General features: G+C 35.3%; 23 protein-coding genes and 1 tRNA gene. 14 read left to right on the top strand and 10 right to left on the bottom strand.

Features of this window, described 5'->3' with window-relative positions; all coding sequences use genetic code 11:
• Positions 1-4 precede the first annotated feature (4 nt).
• From BW724_RS23670 to BW724_RS14415, 5 genes are all read right to left on the bottom strand, one after another.
• The gene (locus BW724_RS23670; RefSeq protein ID WP_176371417.1) at positions 5-166 is read right to left on the bottom strand and encodes a hypothetical protein; all 162 of its coding nucleotides are present in this window, start codon (positions 164-166) and stop codon (positions 5-7) included.
• A 14-nt stretch (positions 167-180) separates the two neighbouring features.
• A complete protein-coding gene (locus tag BW724_RS14430) occupies positions 181-1,098 on the bottom strand; it encodes a tyrosine-type recombinase/integrase (protein WP_088075888.1) in 918 nt (305 codons plus the stop codon).
• Positions 1,099-1,212: 114 nt separating this feature from the next.
• A tRNA-Val gene (locus BW724_RS14425) sits at positions 1,213-1,287 on the bottom strand.
• A gap of 94 nt (positions 1,288-1,381) precedes the next feature.
• The gene (locus tag BW724_RS14420; protein WP_088075887.1) at positions 1,382-1,588 is read right to left on the bottom strand and encodes a hypothetical protein; all 207 of its coding nucleotides are present in this window, start codon (positions 1,586-1,588) and stop codon (positions 1,382-1,384) included.
• Between the two features lie 150 nt (positions 1,589-1,738).
• Positions 1,739-2,299 carry a phosphatidylglycerophosphatase A family protein gene (locus BW724_RS14415; protein ID WP_088075886.1) on the bottom strand — a complete coding sequence of 187 codons (561 nt, stop codon included), beginning with the start codon at positions 2,297-2,299 and terminating at the stop codon, positions 1,739-1,741.
• Positions 2,300-2,556: 257 nt separating this feature from the next.
• Here BW724_RS14415 and BW724_RS14410 point away from each other — a divergent pair, with 257 nt between their 5' ends.
• From BW724_RS14410 to BW724_RS14395, 4 genes are all read left to right on the top strand, one after another.
• Positions 2,557-3,072: a YjcG family protein gene (locus tag BW724_RS14410; protein WP_088075885.1), complete on the top strand. Its 516-nt coding sequence runs from the start codon at positions 2,557-2,559 to the stop codon at positions 3,070-3,072.
• Positions 3,068-3,499, top strand: coding sequence for a GNAT family N-acetyltransferase (locus BW724_RS14405; protein WP_417891407.1), 432 nt, complete (start codon positions 3,068-3,070; stop codon positions 3,497-3,499). Before BW724_RS14410 ends, BW724_RS14405 begins: the two co-directional genes overlap by 5 nt.
• A 110-nt stretch (positions 3,500-3,609) precedes the next feature.
• Positions 3,610-4,773 (top strand): MGDG synthase family glycosyltransferase, encoded by a 1,164-nt coding sequence (locus BW724_RS14400; protein ID WP_088075884.1) that lies wholly within the window; start codon positions 3,610-3,612, stop codon positions 4,771-4,773.
• Between the two features lie 91 nt (positions 4,774-4,864).
• Positions 4,865-5,095 (top strand): hypothetical protein, encoded by a 231-nt coding sequence (locus BW724_RS14395; protein ID WP_088075883.1) that lies wholly within the window; start codon positions 4,865-4,867, stop codon positions 5,093-5,095.
• Positions 5,096-5,232: 137 nt separating this feature from the next.
• Here BW724_RS14395 and nfsA read toward each other — a convergent pair whose 3' ends face one another.
• From nfsA to BW724_RS14380, 3 genes are all read right to left on the bottom strand, one after another.
• A complete protein-coding gene (gene nfsA, locus BW724_RS14390) occupies positions 5,233-5,982 on the bottom strand; it encodes an oxygen-insensitive NADPH nitroreductase (protein WP_088075882.1) in 750 nt (249 codons plus the stop codon).
• A gap of 209 nt (positions 5,983-6,191) precedes the next feature.
• Complete coding sequence (locus BW724_RS14385) at positions 6,192-6,605, bottom strand: YppG family protein (RefSeq protein WP_088075881.1); 414 nt, start codon at positions 6,603-6,605, stop codon at positions 6,192-6,194.
• 17 nt (positions 6,606-6,622) lie between these two features.
• Complete coding sequence (locus BW724_RS14380) at positions 6,623-7,063, bottom strand: Hsp20/alpha crystallin family protein (RefSeq protein WP_088075880.1); 441 nt, start codon at positions 7,061-7,063, stop codon at positions 6,623-6,625.
• Positions 7,064-7,194: 131 nt separating this feature from the next.
• On the opposite strand from BW724_RS14380, the gene BW724_RS14375 reads away from it, so the two are divergent.
• Positions 7,195-7,839 (top strand): hypothetical protein, encoded by a 645-nt coding sequence (locus tag BW724_RS14375; protein WP_088075879.1) that lies wholly within the window; start codon positions 7,195-7,197, stop codon positions 7,837-7,839.
• 314 nt (positions 7,840-8,153) lie between these two features.
• Here BW724_RS14375 and BW724_RS14370 read toward each other — a convergent pair whose 3' ends face one another.
• A complete protein-coding gene (locus tag BW724_RS14370) occupies positions 8,154-8,837 on the bottom strand; it encodes an ATP-binding cassette domain-containing protein (RefSeq protein WP_088075878.1) in 684 nt (227 codons plus the stop codon).
• A gap of 345 nt (positions 8,838-9,182) precedes the next feature.
• Here BW724_RS14370 and BW724_RS14365 point away from each other — a divergent pair, with 345 nt between their 5' ends.
• The 6 genes from BW724_RS14365 to BW724_RS14340 all read left to right on the top strand — a co-directional run bounded on the left by BW724_RS14365 (position 9,183) and on the right by BW724_RS14340 (position 13,902).
• Positions 9,183-10,328 carry a mechanosensitive ion channel family protein gene (locus BW724_RS14365; protein ID WP_088075877.1) on the top strand — a complete coding sequence of 382 codons (1,146 nt, stop codon included), beginning with the start codon at positions 9,183-9,185 and terminating at the stop codon, positions 10,326-10,328.
• Between the two features lie 64 nt (positions 10,329-10,392).
• A complete protein-coding gene (locus BW724_RS14360) occupies positions 10,393-10,629 on the top strand; it encodes a glutaredoxin family protein (protein ID WP_088075876.1) in 237 nt (78 codons plus the stop codon).
• 316 nt (positions 10,630-10,945) lie between these two features.
• The gene (locus BW724_RS14355; protein ID WP_088075875.1) at positions 10,946-11,494 is read left to right on the top strand and encodes a hypothetical protein; all 549 of its coding nucleotides are present in this window, start codon (positions 10,946-10,948) and stop codon (positions 11,492-11,494) included.
• Between the two features lie 121 nt (positions 11,495-11,615).
• Complete coding sequence (dapD, locus tag BW724_RS14350) at positions 11,616-12,335, top strand: 2,3,4,5-tetrahydropyridine-2,6-dicarboxylate N-acetyltransferase (RefSeq protein ID WP_088075874.1); 720 nt, start codon at positions 11,616-11,618, stop codon at positions 12,333-12,335.
• Positions 12,336-12,337: 2 nt separating this feature from the next.
• Positions 12,338-13,471 (top strand): N-acetyldiaminopimelate deacetylase, encoded by a 1,134-nt coding sequence (locus BW724_RS14345; protein ID WP_088075873.1) that lies wholly within the window; start codon positions 12,338-12,340, stop codon positions 13,469-13,471.
• A 176-nt stretch (positions 13,472-13,647) separates the two neighbouring features.
• Positions 13,648-13,902: a YkuS family protein gene (locus BW724_RS14340; RefSeq protein WP_088075872.1), complete on the top strand. Its 255-nt coding sequence runs from the start codon at positions 13,648-13,650 to the stop codon at positions 13,900-13,902.
• A gap of 107 nt (positions 13,903-14,009) precedes the next feature.
• On the opposite strand, the gene BW724_RS14335 is transcribed toward BW724_RS14340, so the two are convergent.
• Positions 14,010-14,840, bottom strand: coding sequence for a mechanosensitive ion channel family protein (locus BW724_RS14335; RefSeq protein WP_088075871.1), 831 nt, complete (start codon positions 14,838-14,840; stop codon positions 14,010-14,012).
• Positions 14,841-15,092: 252 nt separating this feature from the next.
• Here BW724_RS14335 and BW724_RS14330 point away from each other — a divergent pair, with 252 nt between their 5' ends.
• The 3 genes from BW724_RS14330 (at position 15,093) to BW724_RS14320 (ending at position 16,945) form a co-directional block, all read left to right on the top strand.
• Complete coding sequence (locus tag BW724_RS14330; RefSeq protein ID WP_088075870.1) at positions 15,093-15,644, top strand: peroxiredoxin; 552 nt, start codon at positions 15,093-15,095, stop codon at positions 15,642-15,644.
• A gap of 51 nt (positions 15,645-15,695) precedes the next feature.
• A complete protein-coding gene (locus BW724_RS14325; RefSeq protein ID WP_088075869.1) occupies positions 15,696-16,142 on the top strand; it encodes a TlpA disulfide reductase family protein in 447 nt (148 codons plus the stop codon).
• A gap of 134 nt (positions 16,143-16,276) precedes the next feature.
• Positions 16,277-16,945, top strand: a complete 669-nt coding sequence (locus tag BW724_RS14320) for a potassium channel family protein (RefSeq protein ID WP_088075868.1) — start codon at positions 16,277-16,279, stop codon at positions 16,943-16,945.
• The last annotated feature ends 58 nt before the right edge of the window (positions 16,946-17,003 follow it).

The raw sequence follows: 17,003 nt of genomic DNA, 5'->3' as shown, positions 1-17,003 counted from the left end.
CCCTTTATTTGAAATTTTTATTATATCGTTCTGAAACTTCTTCTTTCTTTTCAGTAAGAATGGTAATGAATTGTTCATTATCGGTATCTTGAATCATTTCATCTAGTATCTTAGTAATATCTACATAACTTGCATAGTGGATGATGGAAGGTCTAAATTTATTCATTGGTTCGACCTCCCTTAAAATATATCCATTGTGTTTAATGGATTGTACTTTTCAGATTGTTTACGTAGATCATGACCCCATAAAGCAAGATATTTTTGAGTGGTATTTAAACTATTATGTCTCATGAGTTTTTGTAGTGTAAACACATCCATTCCAGACATTAAACACCTGTGAGCGAAAGTGTGGCGGAACGTATGAGCCGATAAACGCACATCACGAAAATTCATGATTGTTTTCAATCGTTTAAATACATTCTTTACTGCTTCATCAGTCATTCGTTTGTTTCTTATATTCGTAAAGACATATTCATTAACTTCTCCAAAATATGTTTCACAATATAGTTTGTATGCAGATAATTCTTTTACAAGTTTTTCTGCTAGTGGAATAGTTTGTGTCATTCTTGCTTTACCAAAAACAATTAAGTGATGTTCTTTAAAGTCAATATCTGACCATTTTGTATTACACATTTCATTTAATCTCACACCAGTTCCTAAAAGGAAAAGTATAATAGTGTGGTCACGGTATGCCCAAAACTCTTTTTCTCTTTGCTGAATTTTACGATAGTATTTTAACATTTGCTTGATGTGGTAGTTCGTAAAGACATTAATTCTAATATCTTCTTTACTTTGTTGGATTTTTTCCATTGGACTTTTACTTATTACTTCTTCTTCCACCATGTAATTCATGAACGCTCTTAATCTTCTTATTTTTGCATTTACAGATACAACATTGTTACCTAATTCTTTACTACAATAGACAAAATACTTTTTCATGAGATTTGGTGTGATGTCCTCTACATTAACCACACCTTGTTCAGATACATAATGCGAAAATTGTTTAAAAATAACTTTGTACGTGTCTAGGGTTGGCTTTGTGACATTCTTAAACTCCCGATCATCCAGAAAATCTTCAATTGCAAATTTTAACAACAAAAAAACCACCTCACATTTTTCTGTGAAATGGTTATTGTTCAAGAATTAGGGTGCGACTGCAACCACTTTCTTTTTATTCGTTCATTAACGGCTGAAACCGTTGGTACATATGTATGGTGAGCCGTATTGGATTTGAACCAACGACCCCTTGCCTGTCAAGCAAGTGCTCTCCCGCTGAGCTAACGGCTCGATTTAATCATTTATGATAAGCGACAAATTATAATATAGACGAATTATTAAATAATGTCAAGACTCTTGAAATAATAAGTAGTGTGGAAAACATTTATTCATCGTACGTATAACGGACAACATAGCGTTCATTTTTAAGTTTTCTAATTTCAACCCATGGTGGGATTTCATAGCCATTTTGCCAATTATCTTCTAGCTTTGCTTTTAAACAATTAGCCTGAAATTTTGAGGTAAATACCTTTTTTAAATAGATCCATCGTGTCTTTTTCTGTGAAGGCTCTGCTTGATTTTTGTTTTCCACTATTTTCACCTCAATATTTTTCGTCACTGAAGAAAAATATATCATTTACTGGAAAATTAATCAAGAAATCAAAAGAGCAGGGAGGTATGTTATTCACCTCCCCTCAATATGACAATTTAATCAACGCTTAATGCACCCATTAGTATAGTGCTAACCAATACGTTCTTCACGGTCTCGGCGTTCAATTTCTTCTTCTCTCAAACGTTCTTGCCGATCACGTAAGCGGTGCGCAAGCCTACTTGAAGCATTTGCTGCTATACTGCAAAGCAAATCGTCTAGGAAGGTGTTGACAGAATCGTCTGATTTTGTATCTAATTCCTTTATAATACCAACTTTCTCTTTATCAAGATAGCCAAACGTTGTTACGGCAATACTTCCATAACCAAATACTGACCCTAGTGCAAGGGTTTCATCTACACCGAATAGTCCTTCGTCAGACTCAATAATGGATTGTAGTGGTTCAGAGAGCATTTTCTTTTCAGCTAGTTTGTCAAGTTCGATCCCAACGAGGACAGCATGTTGTATTTCACGTTTTTGAAGTACCTTGTCTACACTATCGATGCAATCTGCCATTGTTAGTGATTTATTATATTGATACTGCATATCGAAAACGATTTCTGCAATAGCTTCGAGTGTTACTCCTCGTTCTGCTAATAGTTCTCGTGCTGCCTTTTCTACAACTTTACAGTGGACTGGTTGTTTCTCTCCCATGTTTCATTTCACTCCTTCACGAATATAAACTATATGACTAGTATTCTAACATAAATATAGAAAATGAGCAGATGTCGCACTTGTACCTTTTGTGTAAACGAGTGAATATTTGTGAAATGACATAGAGTAACCAATATTCACGGTATACTTTTTAAAGAAGGATTTTGATTTTTTTTACTGAAAAAAAAATGTGAATGAATCATGTAATAGACAAAATTGTGTTAAAATATTGAAAAGATACTGAAGGAGGGGAAAAGATGAGATACGGAATTGCTATTTTTCCATCGAAGAAACTACAGGATGTTGCTAATTCATATCGAAAGCGGTATGATTCTCGCTATTCGATGATTCCCCCTCATTTGACGCTGAAGGAAGCCTTTGAAGCTGACGAAGGTAATGTGGGGGAGATTGTTAGTCATATACGTAATGTGGCAAAAGAAGTGAGCCCTTTTACTTTGGAAGTATACAAATTCAGCTCATTTTATCCAGTTACTAATACGATTTATATGAAGGTTAGGGACACCGCTGAGCTCACAACTTTACATGAGAAACTTAATAGTGGAATGTTACAGCATGAATTGAAGTACCAGTTCATTCCACATATTACAATTGGACAAGATTTGGATAATGATGAGTGCTCAGATGTATATGGGAGATTAAAACTAGAGGACATTCGTCATGAAGAAACCGTAGACCGTTTTTCCCTTCTTTACCAACTGGAAAACGGAACGTGGACAGCATATGAAACTTTTTTATTAGGAAGGGATCATTAATTTGGAATTAGACGTGAAGGTTGTTACATCAGAAGAGGAAATGAATGATGCATATTCAGTAAGGCGGAAAGTATTTATTGAGGAGCAACAAGTTCCTGAAGAAATTGAAATTGATGAACGTGAAAAGGAAGCTACCCATTTTATCGTTTATGATAATCATACTCCAGTTGGTGCAGGTAGACTGAGGTATGATGGTGACTATGCAAAAGTTGAGAGAGTTTGTGTAATTAAGTCTTTGCGGAAAAAAGGGGTAGGAGAACAGCTTATGGCAAAGATGGAGAGTACGGCGAAGGAGCATGTATCTCAAATAAAGCTCAATGCCCAGACCCATGCAGAACCATTCTATTTGAAGCTTGGGTATGAAACTGTGTCAGATGTTTTCTATGATGCAGGAATTGCCCATGTTACAATGACAAAGGGAATATAATTAGACTTAGGAAACTTCTTTAAGCGTCTTTATACTTAGGGAAGTTTTCTTTTTGTATTTTTTTCCACAAATCCTGTGATACTAAGAATGAATAGGATGGAGTGGTAAAAATGGAACGCATTGCAATTTTTACAATTTCAATTGGAGAAGGACATCATCAAGTCAGTATCGCATTAAAAGAGGAATGGGAGAGATTAGGGTATCAACCAACAATTATTGATATTATGTCTTTTATGGAAAAGAAAACTTCAAGTGGAATAAAAAAAACTTATTATAAATGTATTCATACACTTCCTTATATATGGGATTTGACGTATCGATTAACAGATAACAGGGTCTCGTCCTATGCTCTACAGCCTCTATTAGCACTGTGGTGGAAGGAGTTATTTGAGCATTGTAAAGCCGAGAGATACGATGTCATGATTGGTACTCACCCCCTAGCTACACAACTTTGCTTATATATGAAAAAGAAGGTATTGAGGGAACAAAATCACTTAAAAATTTTTTCCGTATTGACTGATTTTAATACGCACAGTCTCTCCATTTCTCCTAACTTAGATGGAACTTTTGTTGCTCAAGAGAAAGAGATGGACGGGTTAAAAAGAAAATACCCTAATTGCCAATTCTTTGCATATGGAATACCAACTAGGGAGATTTGGGATAAAAGAAAAAATGATAATGCTCAAGATATAACTAGAAAGGAATTGTCAATCCCTGATAATAAACCGTTTATCGTTATTTCCGGTGGAGGGGAAGGTCTAATAAGAGAGAAGGAAGTATTGACACTCCTAGAGAAAGATAGACTTCCAAGCTTTATTATTTGGTTTCAAGGAAAGGCATGTCAGGAAAGAAAGAGACTCCGATTAAAAAATGGTTCTGTCGTTCACCTCCTTCCATTTTCTTCTAATTACCATGAGTATGTGAAATCAGCTGATTTTTTCATATCAAAACCAGGGGGTGTTTCGATGGCAGAGGCAATATTATGGAATATTCCTACAGGAATACTCTCTCCATTGCCTGGACAAGAAAAAATAAATCAAGCTGTTTTAAAAAATCGCGATAATATTACCGTATTACACAAAGGGATCAAGATATCTGAAATTATTAGAGGTCAAAAGGAAAAACTTCAACATGATTCTGACATTTTCCCTGCTAGGAAAAGGGTTGTATCAGCAATGCTGGAATGTTGTCAACATTCAAATAAAACATATCCTAAAAATGGTTCCATTACAAAACAACGCTACCCCCTTATAAAAAAAGAATGGAACACATAGAAAATAAGAGTAGTATCACTTGAAAATAGGAACTTTAGTTCGTATAATGTATTTAGAACGTTTGTTCTTATATAGTGAGGGGGATGGTGTGATGGAGGGTATTTTGCGACGGGCTATACAAATGAAACGTCCTGTTATTATCATGTATCAGTCAAATAAGGGAATCGTTACAAAACGTATGGTCTCTGTTGAAAAGTATGATGAGAAATGGTTAGGTGGATTCTGTCATTTACGAAAAGGCTATAGAAAATTTAACCGCGAAAATATCCTAGCACTTTTCCCAGTAATGGATACAGAACTAAATGCATATAGCATAAATTAAATAACAGTATATATTGCTCATAAGAAAGGAGGGTGCCAGGTATTCATGACCTAGCATCCTCTTTGTTACGTAGTGGTGGGATAAACTCTCTCTTTTTATAGGGGGTATCTTTACAACCCCCTATTGATCTTCATTTTCTAGTCCTTTAAGTAGCCTTTACCTTGCAAAAACTCCTTCATGTTTGTTCGTTTTGGAGTTGAAAGCATAGTAGCCATTTGTTCAGTCCATCTATCTTTACGTTTGCCATTGGTTCTTTTATTGTAATATGACGATATCGTACTGTTATACTTATTCAGTTGGTCTATATAATCTGTTTCATTTTGCTGATAAACTTCCTCATGATAAATATGATCAAAAGGTAATCGGGGCTTTTGTTCGGTACTGCTAGCAGGAACACCAACTGCTAATCCGAATAGGGGGACGACATATTTAGGCAGTTTTAATAGATTTGAAACCTTCTCCAAATTATTTCGTATACCACCTATATAACAAATTCCTAATCCTAGAGATTCTGCAGCAATAGCAGCATTTTGTGCCGCTAAAGACGCATCAATTATGGCGACCATAAATTTCTCTGTACTTTGGAGGGACATTTGCACATCTACATTTTCCATCTTTCCAGCACAGGCGTGGCGATGAAGATCTGCACAGAAAACAAAAAAGTGACCATTTTGTTCTACGTAAGATTGATTCCCTGCTAGGTTAGCCAATTTTGACTTTGTTTTACGGTCTTTTACACCTATAATGGTGTATGCTTGTATGTAGCTTGATGTGGAAGCCATTTGAGCAGACTCTACAATGATCTTTATGTGTTCATCCTGAAGTGGCTCATCTTTAAAATTTCTTATTGAACGGTGATTAAGTATTGTATTTATAACCTTATTCATTATAAAGACCTCCCTTAAACTAGTTATAATACTAGTTTAGCATAGAGAAACGCTGAATTATAAAGGTTGTGCTTTTAAAGAAGGGTTTAGCCGCCTACGGAGAGGGAGTTCCGTACAGATAAACAAAAATATAGTTTTATAGAGACATCAAAAAAGAAAACGGTTAGGCCAATAGAAGCCTTTCCGTTTCCTTCAATTATTTTAAAGTCTTACTTTTTGAATAATCCGCCTACTTGTTTTACGATAGGACTAATTTGGTTTCCTAAATTTACTACTTGATCAAGTGTGTTAGAAGCTTTGTCGAAATCAAATTTTCCATCCTCTGTTTTAAAAGCTGATAGGAAGCCTGGTCCTGGTCTTGAATAAGGGGGAGGATATCCTGGTCCAACGTATCCACCATGGAAATGATGTGGATATTGTTGCTGATTTGGCTGTTGTGATGTCTTGGTCTGGGCAGAATCTTTCTTTTCAGACTGTTGTTCATTCCTGGTAGATTCTTGTTGCTGTTGTGCTTGCTGCTGTGGTTGTTGTGGCGGATGCCAATATAAAGATTGTGGCGGAGGATACATTCCATGATGAACAGGAGGATAAGGAGTTCCTCCGCGATACGGGGAATAGTACATCTTTTATTAACCTCCTTTTATTCTATTGCGATTCTCATGCGTTTGTTTGGTATACGTATTTTTAATATACCATCTTTTAGGGAAGCATTTACTTCATTTTCATCAACATGAAATGGGAGTTGAACGACTCTTTCTGACCTTTGAAACTTACCATGCTTTTTAATGGATTTTATATTATCATTTATTTCCTCTACAATTTCGTCAGACTGTACTGCAATTTTAATGAAATTATGGTAGATATCTAAAAATATTTGATCCTTTTTTACACCAGGTAGCTCTGCTTCGATGACGTATTCATTATTAGTTTCGTATTGATAAATAGGTATCATCTTCATCCCTTGTAGATTTAACTGTTTAAACGCATCTTGAAAGAAAGAGTCAAGGGACTGAAGTAGTTCTCCAAAAGGTTTTTCATGAAACGGTTGTAATGAACGTGAACGGTCTTTTTCTTTGCTCATCTGACATCACCTCGCAATCAATTCATTCCAATACTAACTTATGAATGAAGAATTAGGTTGGAGTAGGCACTTATCATTAAAATGAAAAAATTAATAGTTAGTTTTATTAATTTAATGTTGGGGGTATTTTAATGAATTTCTTTGATTTAAATTTATTAACGTTATTAATTCCTTACATATTTTTATATCTTGCAGCTATTGGGGAGAGCTTTCAAATATATTTTTGTAAAGGTGTTTATAGAAAGTATTTTATGATGTTTGAACTTCTAGGGGCAATGGGTGGGCTATTGGTTCTGTACTATTATTATGAAGTAATTCGTGAAGAAGCAATCCCCCCCTTCTTCACATTCATTTTTCTAGTTGTTGGTGTGATTCTATTCTTCCCTAAAAGGAAGAAGAGGAGAGAATTTGCCATTCATAATATTAATAAACAAGTTTTTTTAACAAAGTTGGAAAAGGCTCTATACATGAATGGTTTCAAATTTAAGGTTGATGATGGAACAATGGCAGAAGATAAGCCTGTATATAGGCTTGCTGATAAAAGGGGAGTCATTAAGGTTAAATGGCTAAATAGTATTCTGTCCAATGATCAAACTGTTACACTAGAGTATCGAATCAGTAAGAAGGATTGGGAATTAGAGCAATTCTTCGAAGATATCATCATAACTTTAAGAGCAGGAAGAGAGGACATTAGTATGAGTTTTCGAAGGAAGTTGCTAGCGAGAAGCATCTTGCTCCTTCTACCTGCATTCCTCCTTATCATAATAATCATGTAAAATGATGTTAACTTCTTTTAATAAAGCAAAATTCTAGCAATATAAATTTATGATAGATAATATAAAGTTAAGAAGATCGGAAGTCTAGTATAGGTGATTTGTGGAAAAACTGGTTTAACGGAATCAGTGTGAGGAGTGGGAATAATGGGTGAAAAATTGCAAAAGGCAATTATTTTTGTACTATTAATCATCTCAGCAGGTATTGTAGTAATCTATACGATTTTAACCATTTTAGCTATTGTTTATGGAATTGATTAATAGAGTTTAAAAAAGCCCCTTCTTTGTGGTCGCAATCCTCAAGAAGGGGGTTTTCTTTATATAGCCTTGTTTTTCTCCAGTAGTTGACACTCTTCGAGAATAAAATAAGTATCAGCCTGAGAAATAATCGATTCATCATCACTTACAACAACTACAGTAGATTTTTGTTTACGAGCAAAATCTAATAATCTTTGTAGTACTTCTTTTCCTTCTTTACCTGTTAATTCCTTTGTTGGTTCATCTGCTAAAATAAGTCTCGGATTTGTCATAAATACACGAGCGACAGTAGCTAAAATTTGTTCTTTAGAACTTAATCCTTCTAGCGATTCATTCATTGATTCCTCCGTAAAGCCAAGTTCAACTAGTATATTTTCAGCTTCCTGTTCTTTCTTCATAAAATTCCTATCATCTGTTGGAATACCCAATAACAGATTTTGCTTAACAGTTAAATATGGGATCAAGCATCCTTCGTCCGTAATAAAACCAATATTTTTAAGACGCCATTCATGCCTTTCCTTAATTTGTAGCAAATCTTGACCTAACACATTAACTTTACCTTTATTAGGTGGTGTCATAGCAGCTATCATATTGAGCAATGTTGATTTCCCTGATTCCTTCCTGCCAGTGATGACAGCAAGCTCCCCCTCTGAAACATGGAAATTCATATTATCATATAAAACCTTCATTTGCGTTCCATCATGAAAACGTTTTAGCACATTTTTTAGATCCACAACATACATGGATGTCACCCCCAAAGAGTAATGGTTAAAAATTGATACGTAATATAACTCTTATATATTATTAAACCATTAATCAGACGTTAATGAAACCGCTATCAATAAAGATGTTTGACAATTTTTTAAATTTAGAAAACTTATCACTGTTACCATAGTGGAAATTAGGGGAAATCTGCAAAAAGTTTTTCTTATTTGATGTGCGTGTATAGCATTTACACATTTTCTAATTCAAGTTAAGATTAAGTAAGTATGGTGTAGAAAAAGCAGTCACCTCACTAATATGGATTTGTAGAGGATAGATGATGTTTTATACATTACTCTAAAAGTAAATGGAAAGGAAAATTACATATGCCTGAAAATATTCCAGAGTCTCCTGAAGCAATTACAACTATTATCAGTTCTTGGCAAAAAGTAAGTTGGGAAGAAATAGGGATTGCTATTGGAATCATACTCATTTTTTTAGTATTCAGAAAAATATTGACAAAGTACTTATATAAATTAATTCTCAGATTCTCTAGAAAAGCTCCTACGGACGTTATTACAAATATTTTATTAGCATTTGAAAAGCCAATAAGGGTATTCTTTGTTATTATTGGCTTCTATGTTGCCTATTTATATCTTCCTTTCCCAGATGCCTATGATGATATAATGGGGAGACTCTTTAGAACGTTTATAATTACACAATTTGCTTGGGGATTATATAACCTGTCTTCCACAACATCAGAAATTTTTATGAAGGTAGGCAAGAGGTTTGATATAGAATTTGATGATATTCTGATGCCGTTTATTTCCAAACTTGTGAGATTTGCAATTATTGCCATGTCCCTTAGTATCATTGCCAGTGAGTGGGATTACGATGTAAGTGGATTTGTTGCTGGACTAGGTTTAGGTGGACTAGCCTTTGCCCTAGCAGCTCAAGATTCAATTGGAAATTTCTTTGGTGGAGTCGTTATTATTACAGAAAAACCATTTACGCTAGGTGACTGGATCAGCACGCCTACTGTGGAAGGGACTGTGGAGGATATTACATTCCGAAGTACAAAAATCCGAACTTTTGCTCAAGCATTGGTGACGGTACCTAACTCCACCTTAGCAAACCAAGCAATTACTAACTGGTCACAAATGGGGAAGAGACAAATTACCTTTAATTTAGGTATAACTTACACCACACCAAAGGAAAAAATTGAAAGATGTGTACAAAGAATAGATGATATGCTTAGAAATCATGACGAAATACACCAAGAATTAATCATGGTGAGATTCAACGCTTTTAATAGTAGCAGTTTAGACATTTTTCTATACTTTTTCACAAAAACAACCCAATGGGAAGAATTTTTAAGGGTGAGAGAAGATATAAACCTACGGATAATGGGAATTTTAGAAGAAGAAGCAGTTTCTGTCGCATTTCCTAGCAGAAGTATATACATGGAAAAGGCAGAGATGGATAAAATGTCTACTAGTGTAGATGCAGCAAAAGATAACTCCAGTCTATAGTTTTTTTCAGGGGAGTTAATAAAAAATATAATTAAGTTACAATTTTTGAGGGGAGCGTTCGGGGATGATGATGTCAGTTTATATTAGTAAAGGATGTTCATACTGTGAGAAGGTTATTGAACACTTAGAGAAAAATGGTGCACCTTTTGAAACAAAGAATGTTTCTGAAGATCCTGCAAATTTTAGAGAATGGAAGGATTTAAATGTAATGGGTACCCCAACCGTATATTTTGAGGGAGATATGGTGGTTGGATATGATCCGAAAAAACTAGATGAGTTAATTCATAAAGTTAGGGGTTAATCAAAAAAACAGCTCACATTATTCTGTGAGCTGTTTTTCTTGTGAAACTTTCTGTTCGTTTATACGTCTTATATAATAATGGGATAAGTGCTGGCGGGATGTACAGGGATCTCACCTGTAAAGTAAAGCCTTGAAAGAAGACTTGTACTGTGCATTATCTGCTACATCCCATAACTGTATTTTCTCTAAAAAAATAAATATCATACATGTAGCTTGTCTATTTTTAGAAGTTGTCACATACATATATATATATATGAATAACAAGATTAATCATATTTAAGAATGGGAAGGGAAATAGAAAGGAGGAGATACACTGATGAAACAGAGGAGAATAAAATGGATTTTTATATTAACGACGTTCTTTCTTGTAACAGTAGTGTGGTCTCTATCCTATGCCCACTTATCTAAAGCAACGATAGAAGAAAAAAATGAGGACTTATCAATTGTTCAAAAAGAGGCTCCAATGCATATGATTACTGAGTTATTTCTCAGTAAAAATATACAGATTGGGAGTCATGAAGAAGAGCTCTATCAAGAACTAGGAGAACCGTTGGAAACTGGGATGTATAACGGTGGATACTATTTTGCTTATGATATTTTAACTTATTTTGTAAACCCCGACTCTGAAAAGGTAAATGCGATGGCTTTTCCAGGTGAAGCCCTTGACCTAGCAGAATGGCAACAAGTAGAAGCTGAGATACAACATGATTTAAAATACACTGGTTTGAATGAAATGGACGGATTATGGAACGAAATATATGATTGGGAAGAGTACGATTTGATGATAGAGAGAGATACAAAAGAAGAAGGCCCAATGTACCTCTGGTTGATGGAAGATTCGTTGTTTTATGATGAAACATACTAAGCTGTTACCACTACTTGGTGACAGCTTTTGTTTTCCTTTAATTTTTGCTTAAACATTGCATTTTTGTTAGTGAATGTCTATGATAAGTATGTATTTTATTTATGTATAGGAGGATATAACAATGAAAATGATGGATGCAAACGAAATTATCAGCTTTATCTCAAACAGTGAAAAATCTACTCCAGTTAAGGTACATATAAAGGGAGAATTAGCGGGTATAGATTTTGGAGCAAAAACAAAATCCTTTATCCAAGGTGATACAGGGGTATTATTTGGAGAATGGAAGGAAATTCAAGACGCTATCCAAGCAAATGAAGCTAAGATTGAAGACTTTGTTGTAGAAAATGATCGTCGTAATTCTGCTATTCCTTTATTAGATATGAAAAATATTAAAGCACGTATTGAGCCAGGTGCAATTATTCGTGATCAAGTATCAATTGGGGATAATGCCGTCATCATGATGGGTGCTTCTATTAACATTGGATCTGTTATTGGTGAAGGTACAATGATTGATATGAACGTAGTAATGGGTGGACGAGCCACTGTAGGTAAGAACTGTCATATTGGTGCAGGTTCAGTATTAGCTGGTGTAATTGAGCCGCCATCTGCGAAACCTGTTATTGTAGAAGATGGCGTTGTAGTTGGTGCAAATGCAGTAATCCTTGAAGGTGTAACAGTTGGTGAAGGTGCAGTAGTCGCTGCAGGCGCGATTGTTACGGAAGATGTACCACCAAACACTGTTGTTGCAGGTACTCCTGCTCGCGTAATCAAGGAAATTGATGAGAAAACGAAAGGTAAGACAGAGATTAAGCAAGAGCTTCGTAAATTAAACGAGGAGTAAAAATGGGAACTAGGATTGATTTTAATACAGACCCATTTATTCACATTCGTCGTGAGCTCCATCAAATTCCAGAGCCAGGGTTTCAAGAAGAGAAAACACAAACCTATCTTTTAAATTATATTAGGGACTTATCACAGGATCATTTAGAAGTGAAAACTTGGCGGACTGGTATTTTAGTGAAGGTTCATGGTTATGCACCAGCAATAACAGTCGGTTACCGGACAGATATGGACGGTTTACCGATGACGGAAGAAACAGGGCTCCCTTTTTCATCAAGCCACCAAGGAATGATGCATGCTTGTGGTCACGATTTACACATGAGTATTGCATTAGGAGTGTTGACTTATTTTTCTGAAACTCAACCGAAGGATAATCTTCTATTTGTGTTTCAACCTGCTGAAGAAGGACCTGGTGGTGCACAACCTATGCTGGAGACTGCAGAGTTTAAAGAGTGGAAGCCTGATCGGATGATTGCACTCCATATTGCGCCAGAATTACCTGTAGGAACGATTGGAACGAAGACAGGTCTACTGTTTGCGAATACGAGTGAATTATTTATAGATCTAAAGGGAAAGGCGGGGCACGCTGCTTACCCACATCAAGCGAATGATATGGTTGTTGCAGCAAGCCACTTTATAACACAACTGCATACAATAGTTTCTCGTAATGTATCGCCACTTGATTCTGCAGTAGTAACTATTGGGAAAATTTCTGGTGGGACGAAACAGAATATCATCGCTGAAGACGCTCGTATAGAAGGTACAATCCGTACCCTTTCTATTGAGGCTATGAATTTGGTGAAAGAGCGTATTGAAGGAATGGCTAAGGGAATCGAAGCTAGTTTTGACTGTCAGACGAGCATAGATTATGGTGCTAATTACTGTCAAGTTTTTAACAGTGAGAAGGAGACGAATGATTTCATTGATTTTGTTAAGGGACTTGATGATGTAGAGTACTATGAAAGTCCGAAAGCTATGACTGGAGAAGACTTCGGCTACTTCTTAGAGGAAATACCTGGTTTCATGTTTTGGCTAGGAGTTGGAAGTGAGCATGGGTTACACTCTTCAAAATTGAATCCAAAAGAAGAAGCTGTGGACGTTGCTATAAAACTTCTGATTAACTATTTAAAAAGATAAACTAATTTGTGTGTAAATAGGTGCTAACCCCATCGATTTGCACATTTTTTTATGTCTCTTTTATTTATACATTATTTTACTTACCAACTGTATAGTTATGATTGGAAAAATTTTAGTATAGTACTTTAAATTTTGGTCATCTTATAGAGTGTAAATGAATAAAGGAGGGCTATACTATGGCTAAAATTGGTGTAGAACAATCATTAACTGACGTGCAGCAAGCTTTAGAAGCGAAAGGACATCAAGTTGTTCAATTGCAACAGGAGCAAGATGCAGCTGACTGTGATTGCTGTGTAATTACGGGGCAAGATGAAAATATGATGGGTATCCAAGATACAATAACACAAGGATCTGTTATTAGTGCGCAAGGTCTTAATGCAGATCAAATCTGTGAACAAGTTGAATCAAAGATCAATCAAGCTAATCAATAAACGATAAAGAGGCTTAACATCAAATGATGCTAAGCCCTTTTTTATTGTCTACCCGTGAAAATAGAAATCATGAGTAAATGCTTTGTAGCTCATCTTTCAGGCAACAATTATTTCTGAATATATACTTGATGTGGGAATGGAATTTCAATATTATTCTTATCAAGTGCCTCTTTCATTGCTTGTCGAAGTTCCCTTTCAACGGCCCACTGCTCCATGTTAACAGTCTTAGCAATGATACGAATAACAACATCACTGTCACCAAGACTTTGAACACCAATTACATTAGGACCTTCGGTAATTGTGTCTAGCTTCATAGCTACTTGATTACAAGCATCTTGTAGCACTGTTATTGCTTCATCAATATTTTCGTCATAACTGATACTAATATCAACTAACGCCCTCATATTAGAGCGTGAATGGTTACTGACACTCTCTATATTTCGGTTTGGAATGAAATGAACAGTACCGTCAAAACCTCTTATTTTTGTTGTACGAAGCCCCACTTCTTCCACAATTCCATCTATCCCAGCAACTGTGATATATTCCTCAACTTCTAGTTGTTTTTCTAGGAGAATGAAAAAACCAGTAACGATATCACTCACTAATCCTTGTGCGCCAAATCCAATTGCCAAACCAACGATACCAGCACCAGCAATTAATGCAGTTACATCATAATCAAATAAGCCAATTATAATGGTAGCCAATATAAACCAAAGTACATAAGTGAAGGCATTATTTGCTAGCTTCTCTAATGTTTTTGCTCGTCCTGGAGACATGTTTCGTTGTTGACTCATTTTTTCAAAAGAGCTAGAGATAATCCTTTTGCCTATTCCTTTAATTATTGTAAATACAATTAATATAATAATTAGTTGTATTGCAATAATGAGTGCCGCTGACACCCATGCCGAACAATCAATTGTTGATAACCATTCATTCATTATATGCACTCCTATCTGTATTTAATATTAGGTATTAGAGTTTACCATACAAGTATTACATGTAAAACTATAATGAATTCACATAGAAGTTATCATACGTCGATATTCGATTTTTATGTTTAGAAGATGACTGGAAAGGGCAAATTACTTAGTGAAAAAACGACAAATTACCACAAGTATTCGTTGACTGATTGATTAGGGAAATTTATAATATCATTGTTATGATAGTGGAAAAAATAGGAGGGTTATCTCATGTCAGATAAGCGTATGGTTGCCAAACAAGCACCTAGATTTGAAATGGAAGCAGTAATGCCTGATAAGGAATTTGGAAAAGTTAGTTTAGAAGAAATCATGAAAGCTGATAAGTGGACAGTTTTATTTTTCTATCCAATGGACTTTACCCATGTTTGTCCTACAGAGATTACATCATTAAGTGACCGTTATGATGAATTTGAAGACTTAGATGCTGAAATTATCGGTGTATCTACTGATACAATTCATACTCACAAAGCATGGATTAATACAAGTCGTGATGATAATGGACTTGGAGAGCTTAAATATGCATTAGCAGCAGATACGAATCACTCCGTATCCCGTGACTATGGTGTGTTAATTGAAGAGGAAGGAATTGCCCTACGTGGTTTATTTATTATCAGCCCTGAAGGAGAATTAATGTACTCCGTTGTAAATCATAATAATATTGGTCGAGATGTGGATGAGACATTACGAGTGCTTCAGGCATTACAAACTGGAGGACTATGCCCAGCTAACTGGAAACCTGGACAAGAGACGTTACAGCCTTAAATTTATATTAATTTTGCAAGTTATAGATGTTTATTACAGGAGGTGTTGATAATGAAATTAAGAAGCCCTATGCCTTCATTAGATGGCGCTACGGAATGGATAAATGGAGAAGTGACTCGTGATGAATTGATTGGAGATAAACCAACACTGTTTCATTTTTGGTCAATAAGTTGTGGTCTCTGTAAAGATGCTATGCCTAATATAAATGAATTTCGTGATGAATATAAAGATAAACTAAATGTAATTGCTGTACATATGCCTAGATCTGAAAAGGATCTAGATATGAATGAAATAAAAAAAGTAGTAGCTGAGCATGGGATAACCCAACCAGTCTATGTAGATAGTAAACATACCCTCAAAGATGCTTTTGAAAATCAATATGTGCCTAGTTACTATGTTTTTGATGAACAAGGTCAATTACGGCACTTTCAAGCAGGTAGTGGTGGAATGAAAATGCTGACAAAGCGTGTGAAAAGAGTACTGGGAATAACAGAATAAAATCTTAAACTGATCTTATGCTTTATAAGGTCAGTTTTTTCTATTTTCATAGTTGCGTTAAAAATAATAGAGTGCCAAATAAAATTATTGTGCTAAAATTACTATGTATTCACTTCATTATTGGAGGCACTCAAATGAAAAAACAATTTGCAGTAATTGGTTTAGGTAGATTTGGAGGTAGCATCTGTCAATCCCTTGTGAAGCAAGGAATGGAAGTACTTGCGATAGATATAAGTGAAGATAAAATAAATAAATATGCTAACATAGCAACACACGCAGTAATTGCTGATTCAACAGATGAAGATACATTAAAAAGCCTAGGGATTAGAAATTTCGATCATGTTATTGTTGCAATTGGTGACAACATCCAGTCCAGTATATTAACGACACTGATGCTTGTTGAACAGGGTGTACGCCATATTACTGTTAAGGCACAAAATGATTATCATGAAAAAGTTTTAAATAAGATTGGTGCACATAAAGTAGTTCATCCAGAGAGGGACATGGGAGTTAGGATAGCCCATAATATAGTTTCAAAAAATGTACTCGATTATCTTGAGCTTTCGGACGAGTATAGTATTGTGGAACTTATGGCTGGAGAAACTGTCAATGGGAAATCACTAATAGATCTTAACATTCGCGCTAAATTTGGTTGTAACATCATGGCAATTAAGCGAAAAGAAGAGATTAATGTGTCGCCTACAGCAGATGAATTGATTATACAGGGGGACATTCTCATAGTTATCGGGGCAGATAATGATCTTAATCGTTTAGAACAAGACTTATTTAACGATGAGGACTAAATACAAAAAATCACCTTAACCAAATAAAAAAATGTCTCATGGAATTAGTTTCCACGAG

This window comes from Litchfieldia alkalitelluris, from assembly GCF_002153425.1.
Lineage (GTDB): Bacteria > Bacillota > Bacilli > Bacillales > Salisediminibacteriaceae > Evansella > Evansella alkalicola.
Note: the sequence above shows the minus strand (reverse complement) of the source record. Positions and strands in the feature narration are given on the sequence as shown.

Coding starts and splice junctions, on each gene's coding strand:
- BW724_RS23670 (WP_176371417.1), bottom strand. CDS start 166: ATGAATAAATTTAGACCTTCCATCATCCACTATGCAAGTTATGTAGAT.
- BW724_RS14415 (WP_088075886.1), bottom strand. CDS start 2,299: ATGGGAGAGAAACAACCAGTCCACTGTAAAGTTGTAGAAAAGGCAGCA.
- BW724_RS14410 (WP_088075885.1), top strand. CDS start 2,557: ATGAGATACGGAATTGCTATTTTTCCATCGAAGAAACTACAGGATGTT.
- BW724_RS14400 (WP_088075884.1), top strand. CDS start 3,610: ATGGAACGCATTGCAATTTTTACAATTTCAATTGGAGAAGGACATCAT.
- BW724_RS14395 (WP_088075883.1), top strand. CDS start 4,865: ATGGAGGGTATTTTGCGACGGGCTATACAAATGAAACGTCCTGTTATT.
- nfsA (WP_088075882.1), bottom strand. CDS start 5,982: ATGAATAAGGTTATAAATACAATACTTAATCACCGTTCAATAAGAAAT.
- BW724_RS14385 (WP_088075881.1), bottom strand. CDS start 6,605: ATGTACTATTCCCCGTATCGCGGAGGAACTCCTTATCCTCCTGTTCAT.
- BW724_RS14380 (WP_088075880.1), bottom strand. CDS start 7,063: ATGAGCAAAGAAAAAGACCGTTCACGTTCATTACAACCGTTTCATGAA.
- BW724_RS14375 (WP_088075879.1), top strand. CDS start 7,195: ATGAATTTCTTTGATTTAAATTTATTAACGTTATTAATTCCTTACATA.
- BW724_RS14370 (WP_088075878.1), bottom strand. CDS start 8,837: ATGTATGTTGTGGATCTAAAAAATGTGCTAAAACGTTTTCATGATGGA.
- BW724_RS14365 (WP_088075877.1), top strand. CDS start 9,183: ATGCCTGAAAATATTCCAGAGTCTCCTGAAGCAATTACAACTATTATC.
- BW724_RS14360 (WP_088075876.1), top strand. CDS start 10,393: ATGATGATGTCAGTTTATATTAGTAAAGGATGTTCATACTGTGAGAAG.
- BW724_RS14355 (WP_088075875.1), top strand. CDS start 10,946: ATGAAACAGAGGAGAATAAAATGGATTTTTATATTAACGACGTTCTTT.
- dapD (WP_088075874.1), top strand. CDS start 11,616: ATGAAAATGATGGATGCAAACGAAATTATCAGCTTTATCTCAAACAGT.
- BW724_RS14345 (WP_088075873.1), top strand. CDS start 12,338: ATGGGAACTAGGATTGATTTTAATACAGACCCATTTATTCACATTCGT.
- BW724_RS14340 (WP_088075872.1), top strand. CDS start 13,648: ATGGCTAAAATTGGTGTAGAACAATCATTAACTGACGTGCAGCAAGCT.
- BW724_RS14335 (WP_088075871.1), bottom strand. CDS start 14,840: ATGAATGAATGGTTATCAACAATTGATTGTTCGGCATGGGTGTCAGCG.
- BW724_RS14330 (WP_088075870.1), top strand. CDS start 15,093: ATGTCAGATAAGCGTATGGTTGCCAAACAAGCACCTAGATTTGAAATG.
- BW724_RS14325 (WP_088075869.1), top strand. CDS start 15,696: ATGAAATTAAGAAGCCCTATGCCTTCATTAGATGGCGCTACGGAATGG.
- BW724_RS14320 (WP_088075868.1), top strand. CDS start 16,277: ATGAAAAAACAATTTGCAGTAATTGGTTTAGGTAGATTTGGAGGTAGC.